The organism is Candidatus Eremiobacteraceae bacterium (genome assembly GCA_035314825.1).
Lineage (GTDB): Bacteria > Vulcanimicrobiota > Vulcanimicrobiia > Eremiobacterales > Eremiobacteraceae > JAFAHD01.
This window is the reverse complement of the sequence record DATFYX010000056.1, coordinates 1-5234: the sequence shown is the minus strand read 5'-3', so window position 1 is coordinate 5234 and position 5234 is coordinate 1. Positions and strand designations below refer to the sequence as shown.

Sequence of the window (5234 nt, the reverse complement as noted above, 5' to 3'; positions counted from 1 at the left end):
TTGGTGCCCGCGACGCTGATGTCGGTATGGCCGAACGTGGCGCCGATGCTCGCATCCACCAGTAGGAGTGCCGTGCGATTGAGCTCGTTGTTCGAGCTCTCGTACGTGCCGTCGATCGAGTAGCTCAGGCCGCGCGTCTGCGCTTGGCGATCGAGCGCGAGCTGCGCTTTGTGCAGCGGGATGCCTTGCGCTTGCTGGAATGGTATGAGCGGCGGCGCGGCCGGATTGAGGAGCTGCGGGTCGCTCGTGGGGTACACCGAGTCGATGCCGTAACTCGCTTGCAGCGCCAGCGTATTCGTGATCGGCTGATCCGCACGCAGTTCAACGCCCGTGTAGTACTGTTGGCCGACGTTGCCCAGGAACGTGAGCGCACCGCTGGCGGATACGGTCTGAAACCCGGCGTTATCGATCAGCGTCCGGTACGCATTGACCGTGCCGGTCGTCGCCCGCGCGCCGTTGCCGAAACGATGCTCAAAGCCCAAATCGTATTCGACCGAGCGTTCGGTCTTCAAATCGGGGTTGAAGGTGAGCTCGGTCAGCAGCGGTGCGCGAAACCCAGTGCCGAACGAAGCGCGCACGACCGTGTTCGGCGGCGTCCAGACGACCGCGAAGCGCGGGTCGAGGCTCGTGCCGAAGGTGCTGAACGAGCTGTAGTATGCCGCCAGCGTGTAATGCAGGTATTGGCTCGAGCTCCACGTGTAGCGCCCGACGATCCAGCGCTCGATCGCGTATTGCGTCGTCGGCCCTGGTGCGAGCGCATCGGGCGCGTAGAGCCGCTCTCTGCGCAGGTCGAGCGAAAACGCGAGCGTCGCATCCGTCGGGCCTGGGAGCGCGCGTTCGTACTGAGCGATATCGTCGTCGACGCGGTCCGCATCGTTGATCAGATACGGGTTGAGATCCGGGCTGATGTTCTCGACCGATTGATTGCTGATGTTGGTGAGATGGCTGAAGGTGAACGTGGCCGGCGCGAGGCCGCTCGCGTCGCGCCGGCCCAAAGGCAGTTGCAGGTCAAGTCCGTACGCCGGTGCGGCGGTGAGCACGGCGGCGCCGGGCGCATTGATCGCGGTGAACGGAGCGTTGGGAGCGGTGTCGTTGGGATCGTCTGGCGCGCTCAAGGGCGCCGAGAGGTTGCGATACGCGGCGGTATCGCGGAACGTCGCCTCGATGAACCCGGCGCTGTTCTCGAGCGAGTAGCGGACCTTCGCAAGCGTCGTCGTGCCGTCGATGTTGGATCCGACGAGCGCGGTCTGCGCCGGCGTGCCGGGGCCGGACAACGCGATGGTGATCGGGTAATCGTAGATCTCACCTTGCGTGGTATAGCGGCGGTACAGGAGCGCGTAGCCGATGCGTTGATCGGTGCCGGTCGCGGCGATCGTCTCACCCGCCGAGTCGAACGTGCCGTACGACGCGCGGATGAGCGCGTGGTCCTGCGCGGTCGGTTCGATGGTGCGGAAATTGATCGCGCCGCCTTCGGAGTTCGCGCCGATCAGCGACGACGGCCCGACGCCATAGACGATCTGCACGCCGGCGAACTCAGCCGGATCGAGCAGCTCGAGGTCGAAATCACCGGTGTTCTCGTTGTTCACCTGATGGCCGTCGACGTCGACGATCGTCTCCGACGGATCCGGACCGCGTAACGCCGCGGTCTGCGGCATGCCCGGCGCGCCCCCGCCATTGCGCACCATGGTGACGTCGAGCTGCTTGCCGAGAACGTCGGTGAGCTGCGCTGCGCCTTGCGCGGCGAGCGCCTGAGGGTTGATGTCGGTGATCGGCGCCGAGGCCCGCGAGAGCGCGTTCGAGCCGTTGACGGTGACCGCGCCAAGCGTCGCGACCCCATTGGCCGCTGCGCGGGCGAGACTGACCACGACGCGGGTCGCCACGCCGGCCGAGACCGCGACTTGGCGATTGGCGATCGGCGCGAATCCCGTCGCGTGCACCTGCAAGCCGTATACGCCTTCGTCGACGCTTTGGATCGCGAACGCGCCGCGTGCGTCGGTCGAGACTTCGTAACGGTGCGCGGTGGAACGGAAGACGACGTCCGCGCCTGCTATGGCGACCCCGCTCGTGTCCGTCACGCTGCCTTCGATCGACCCGGCCGCCGCGATGGCCGGCGCGGCGCACAATGCGAGCAACCCTATTGTCATCAGAACCGGGCGTGGCCACATGTTGAAAGGACTTGGAAGCGTCCGGCATAAGCGCCTCCTCATACAAGATGAAAAATCACGTAGAAGGGATGTTGCTCGGGATGGTAGGCGTGCTCGCGTTCAGCATCACGCTGCCGGCGACGCGCGTCGCAGTCCCGCAACTAGGAGCTCCTTTCGTGGGCTTCGGGCGCGGCCTCGTGGCGGGTCTGCTCGCGCTACTCGTCGCGCTCGTGATGCGCGAACGGCTGCCGGACCGCCGGTACTGGAAGGGCATCGCAATCGTGTCGTTTGGCGTCACGATCGTTTTCCCGCTGTTCTCCGCGTTCGCGCTGCGCACGCTGCCGTCGGCGCACAGTGCGGTCGTGGTCGGTTTGTTGCCTGCTGCCACCGCGGTGATGGCGGTACTGCTGGCGGGCGAGCGGCCGCGTCTTCCGTTTTGGATCGCCAGCGGAGCGGGTGTGGTGGCCGTCTTGGCGTTCGCCGCGGTCGAGGGTGCCGGGAGGCCGCAGGTCGCCGATCTGCTGTTGTTGATCGCGGTCTTGGGCGGCGCCGTGGGCTACGCCGAGGGCGGGCGGCTGGCGCGCGCGATCGGCGGCTTTCGCGTGATCCTGTGGGCGCTGATCTTCTGTATTCCCGTCTTGGCGCTGCCGGTCGGTTGGATCTTGGCCACCTCCGGCGTGCCGCACGGTACGCCGGCCGCTTGGCTGTGGTTCGGCTGGGTCGCGCTGATCAGCCAGTTCCTGGCCTTTCTCCCCTGGTATCGCAGTCTGGTCTTGGCGGGCATCGCATACACGAGTCAGCTGCAGCTAGCTCAGCCGGTGCTGACGCTTGGCTGGTCGGTGATCATCCTGGGCGAGCACGTCAGCGCCTTGACCGTGGCTGCCGCGCTGTTCGTGATCGCCTGTACCGCTGCGACGCAATGGACGCGGCCGCCGAACACGGAAGTCCTCGCCGCCGAGGGTTGAATGAGAAAGCGGATCGTCGCTGCCGGAATCGCGCTGCTGGCGCTCGTGTTCGCCGTGCGCCTGTCGCCGTATGCCGCGCCGATCCGCGCGCGCGATCTGGTCCAGGATAGCCAAGCGGTCGAATTCACCGATCGCAACGGCTTGCCGCTCGGCACGCTGCTCGCCCGCGATCAAGAACACACGGCATCGGTGCCGCTCGATCGCGTCTCGCCGCTGTTCGTCCATGCGATCGTCGCCGCTGAAGACGCGCACTTCTACGAGCGCGGGCCTGTCGATTATCGCGCGCTCGGTCGCTCGGCGTTCGAGGCGCTGCGCGCGCGTCATTTCATCAGCGGCGGCTCGACCATCGCGATGCAGCTCGCGCGCATGATCAGCGGCGCCCCGAGCACCGTGCCCGGCAAAGTCGAGCAGATCTGGACGGCGTGGCGCGTGGCCGCGGGCATGAGCCGCGATCAACAGCTCGAGGCATACCTCAATCGCTTGCCGATGGGCGGCAACGTCTATGGCGTCGAGGCGGCGGCGCGCACGTATCTGGGCATCTCAGCGAACGATCTCGATCTGGCGCAGGCGAGCGCGCTTGCCGCGATCCCCAACGATCCGGTCGGCCTCGATCCGTATGCGCATTGGCCGGCGCTCAAGACGCGCCAAGCGTACGTGCTCGATCGGATGGTGAAAGCGGGCTACGTGTCTTCTGAGCAAGCCGATCGCGCGCGCGCGGAACAAGTCTCCTTGCAGCCGGCCAGCCGCGGCATCATCGCGGCGCCGCACTTCCTGTTCTGGCTGGGCGCGCAGCTGCCGGCTCATACGACGCGCGTGCGCACGACGATCGATCGCCCGCTGCAGCAGTTCGTGGAACGGCAGGTGCGCGACGTGATCGGCGGCTTGCGCACGCGCAACGTGCAGCACGCGGCCGTCGTCGTGATCGACAATCACACCGGCGAGGTGCTCGCGTACGTCGGCTCGCCGGATTATTTCTCCGATGTGCACCAAGGGCGCAACGACGGCGTGCAGGCGCTGCGCCAGCCGGGGTCGACGCTCAAGCCGTTCCTGTACGAGCTGGCGCTCGAGACGCGCGCGATCCATCCGAACACGATCCTGGCCGACGTGCCGGCGCGTTACGCGATTCCGGGCGCGAAGCTGTACAGCCCCATAGACTACAGCCAGACGTTCCAGGGTCCGGTGCGGGTGCGCATCGCATTGGCCGATTCGCTCAACGTGCCGGCGGTGCGCGTGCTGGAAAAAGTCGGCGTCGCTCCGTTTCTCGACCGGCTCCATCAGCTCGGCTTCACGCATCTGACGCACGACGCCGATTACTACGGGCTTGGGCTCACGCTCGGCGGCGGCGAAGTGAGTCTATGGGAATTGACGCACGGTTATGCGACGATCGCGCGGCGCGGCCGTGCGGTCGATCTCGTGACGTGGTTTCCGAATGATGGTAGAGGAAATGACGGTCGAATGAACTCGACCGCTCCATCAGTCGTGGGCGATGTTGGGTTGTGGGAGCTCGTGACCGACATGATCAGCGACGAGCACGCGCGTGCCCAAGCCTTCGGCGTCGCGTCTGCGCTCGACATGCCTTTCGCGGCGGCGGTCAAGACCGGCACGTCGTCAGATTTCCGCGACACCTGGACCGTCGGCTTCACGACCGATTACACGGTCGGCGTATGGGTCGGCAATTTCAACGGCGATCCGATGCGCCGGCTGTCCGGCGTGGCCGGTGCGGCGCCGCTGTGGAACCGCATCATGCTGCACTTGCACGAGCAGCGCGATCCCGCCCCATTCCCCGCACCCGCGGGCATGGTGGCGCGGCGCATCTGCGCGCAGACCGGATACAGGCCGACGCCCGATTGCGATACGGTCGTGTCCGAATACCTGTGGCCTGAGGATCTGGCGACCTACGAGCGTCCGCAGCGCGCCGCGTCGTTGCCGCGCGAGTACGACGAGTGGCTCGCGCTGCAGCATCGCGTGCCATCGGCGCCGAGCGGCTTTCGGATCGTCGCGCCGCGCGAGGGCGATTCGTACTTGGTGCGTCCTGCTGCGATCGGCAAGCAACGGTTGGAATTGCAGGCGGCTGCAATGCCGGGCCAACGCGTCGAGTGGCGCATGGACGGCCATCCGTTCGCGA

Annotated in this window: 3 protein-coding genes; 2 read left to right on the top strand and 1 reads right to left on the bottom strand. The window is 66.6% G+C overall.

Translation table 11 applies throughout. From position 1 onward, the window contains the following. Positions 1-2144: TonB-dependent receptor (locus VKF82_07175; GenBank protein HME81843.1), on the bottom strand; the 2144-nt coding region annotated here is incomplete at its 3' end. Between the two features lie 68 nt (positions 2145-2212). On the opposite strand from VKF82_07175, the gene VKF82_07170 reads away from it, so the two are divergent. Together VKF82_07170 and pbpC are read left to right on the top strand one after the other, a co-directional pair. Beyond that, the gene (locus tag VKF82_07170) at positions 2213-3109 is read left to right on the top strand and encodes a DMT family transporter (protein HME81842.1); all 897 of its coding nucleotides are present in this window, start codon (positions 2213-2215) and stop codon (positions 3107-3109) included. Continuing rightward, on the top strand, positions 3110-5234 hold a 2125-nt coding region (gene pbpC, locus VKF82_07165), incomplete at its 3' end, for a penicillin-binding protein 1C (GenBank protein HME81841.1).